The following is a 2,336-nucleotide window of genomic DNA, read 5'->3' as shown; positions in this document are numbered from 1 at the left end:
GGGCAGCGTGGAGAAGGTGCTCACCGTCGCCGCGCTGGTGGACGCCGGCGAGGTGACGCCGCGGACCCGGATGACCGTGCCACCCGTGCTCGTGCGCGGTCCGGACACCATCAAGGACTGGTTCGTCCACGACCGGATCCGGTTGACCCTGGCCGGTGTGATCGCCCAGTCGTCCAACATCGGCACCGCGATGGCCGCCGAGCGGCTCGAGCCGGAGGAGCTGTACGCCTACCTGACCGACTTCGGGTTGGGGCGACGCCTGCACCTCGGACTGGCCGGCGAGACCGCGGGCCTCGTGCCGCCGCCGAGCACCTGGCTGCCGATCAGCCGGGACACCATCGCCTTCGGGCAGGGCATCTCGGTGAACGCGGTGCAGATGGCCGCCGCGATCGGCGCCATCGCCAACGACGGCACCTACATCGAGCCGAGCCTGGTCAAGGGGTACGTCGGGAGCGGCGGCGCGGTCACGCCGGTGCGTGCGCCGCAGACCCGGCAGGTGATCAGCGCGGACGCCGCGAACAGCGTGACCGACATGATGGAGATGGTGACCTCCGAGGGCGGCACGGCGCCGCTGGCGCGTGTCGACGGCTACCGGGTGGCGGGCAAGACCGGCACCGCGCAGCGCGTCGATCCCGAGGGCGGCGGGTATGCCGCCGGCGGCTACACGGTGTCGTTCGGCGGCTTCGCACCGGCCGACAAGCCCCGGATCCTGACCTACGTCGTCCTCCAGAAGCCCGCGAGCAACGTGGGCGGCGGGACCGGGGCCGGCCCGGTCTTCCGTGACGTCACCAGCTACGCCCTCGCCAAGTACGGCGTGCCGCCGACGGGGACCACGCCACCCGACCTGCCGCTTGACTGGTAGGCCTCGGTAGCCTCACGCCCGTGCCAGCCGACCGTTCCGACCGGCGACCGAGTCGATCTCCTCGGTCCGAGCTGAGCGTGCTGGTGGAGCGCTTCGGCGGCTCCCTGCGGGCCGGCGGCGAGGGTGTGACGGTGTCGGGAGTCACGCTGGACTCCCGGCGGGTCGAGCCCGGCGACCTCTACGCCGCGCTGCCCGGGTCGACGGTGCACGGTGCCCGGTTCGCCGGGCAGGCGGCGGCCGCCGGAGCCGCGGCGGTGCTCACCGACCAGGCCGGTGCCGACCTGGGCGGTGACCAGGCGGGCGCCGGCCTGCCGCTGTGGGTGGTGGAGCGTCCGCGCGCCGTGCTCGGGCAGGTCGCGGCCGAGATCTACGGCCGGGCGGCGCAGCGGTTGCGCACGATCGGCGTCACCGGCACCCATGGCAAGACCACCACCTGCTTCATGCTGGAGGCCGGACTGTCCGGCGCCGGGGAGACACCGGCGGTGATCGGCACCGTCGGCACCCGGATCGCCGGGTCGTTCGTCAAGACCGCGCTGACCACGCCCGAGGCCCCCGACCTGCACGCGCTGTTCGCGGTGATGGAGGAACGTGGCGTGGGCGCCTGCGCGATGGAGGTCTCCAGCCATGCCCTGGTGATGGGCCGGGTCGACGGCGTGCTGTTCGACCTGGCGGTCTTCACCAACCTGGGTCGCGACCACCTCGACTTCCATGCCGGCATCGAGGACTACTTCGCCGCCAAGGCCGGGTTGTTCACGCCGGAGCGGGCCGCCCGGGGCCTGGTCAACCTCGACGATCCGTACGGCCGCCGGCTGACAGTGCAGGCCGGCGTCCCGGTCCGGACCTTCTCACCGGGTGGCGCCGTCGAGGCCGACTGGCGCGCCGAGCAGGTCGTGGCCGGTCCCGCCGGGTCGAACCTGGTCGTCGTCGCGCCGGACGGTCGCCGCTACCCGATGTCGGTGGCCGTGGCCGGCCGGTTCAACGTGGCAAACGCCCTCGCGGCGGTGGCCGCGCTCGGCGAGGTGGGCGTGGAGGTGGCGGCGGCGTGTGCCGGTGTCTCCGGGCTGGCCGGGATACCCGGCCGAATGGAGAGCATCCCCAACCCCCTCGGCCTCACCGTGATCGTCGACTACGCCCACAAGCCCGATGCTGTCGAGGCGGTGCTGGCGGGCCTGAGGCCGATGACCCAGGGCCGGCTGATCACCGTGATCGGGGCCGGTGGCGACCGGGACCGCGGCAAGCGCGAGCTGATGGGGGAGGTAGCTGCGAGGCTCGGCGACGTGCTCGTGGTCACCGACGACAACCCGCGCAGCGAGGACCCCGGCCGGATCAGGGCGGCGGTGATCGCGGGTGCGCTGCAGGTCCCCGCGACGGAGCGGGCCGAGGTCGTCGAGCTCGGCGACCGGCGGGCGGCGATCGAGACCGGCCTCGCCCGAGCGGTCGCCGGGGACTGCGTGCTGGTCGCGGGGAAGGGGCA

Annotated in this window: 2 protein-coding genes; both read left to right on the top strand. The window is 73.7% G+C overall.

Going from position 1 to position 2,336, the window contains the following annotated elements; all coding sequences use genetic code 11:
* On the top strand, nucleotides 1-862 hold an 862-nt coding region (locus tag VF468_11920; protein HEX5879005.1), incomplete at its 5' end, for a penicillin-binding transpeptidase domain-containing protein.
* A 20-nt stretch (nucleotides 863-882) separates the two neighbouring features.
* The coding region (locus tag VF468_11915) for a UDP-N-acetylmuramoyl-L-alanyl-D-glutamate--2,6-diaminopimelate ligase (protein ID HEX5879004.1) at nucleotides 883-2,336 on the top strand (1,454 nt) is incomplete at its 3' end.

This window comes from Actinomycetota bacterium, from assembly GCA_036280995.1.
GTDB lineage: Bacteria > Actinomycetota > CALGFH01 > CALGFH01 > CALGFH01 > CALGFH01.
Note: the sequence above shows the minus strand (reverse complement) of the source record. Positions and strands in the feature narration are given on the sequence as shown.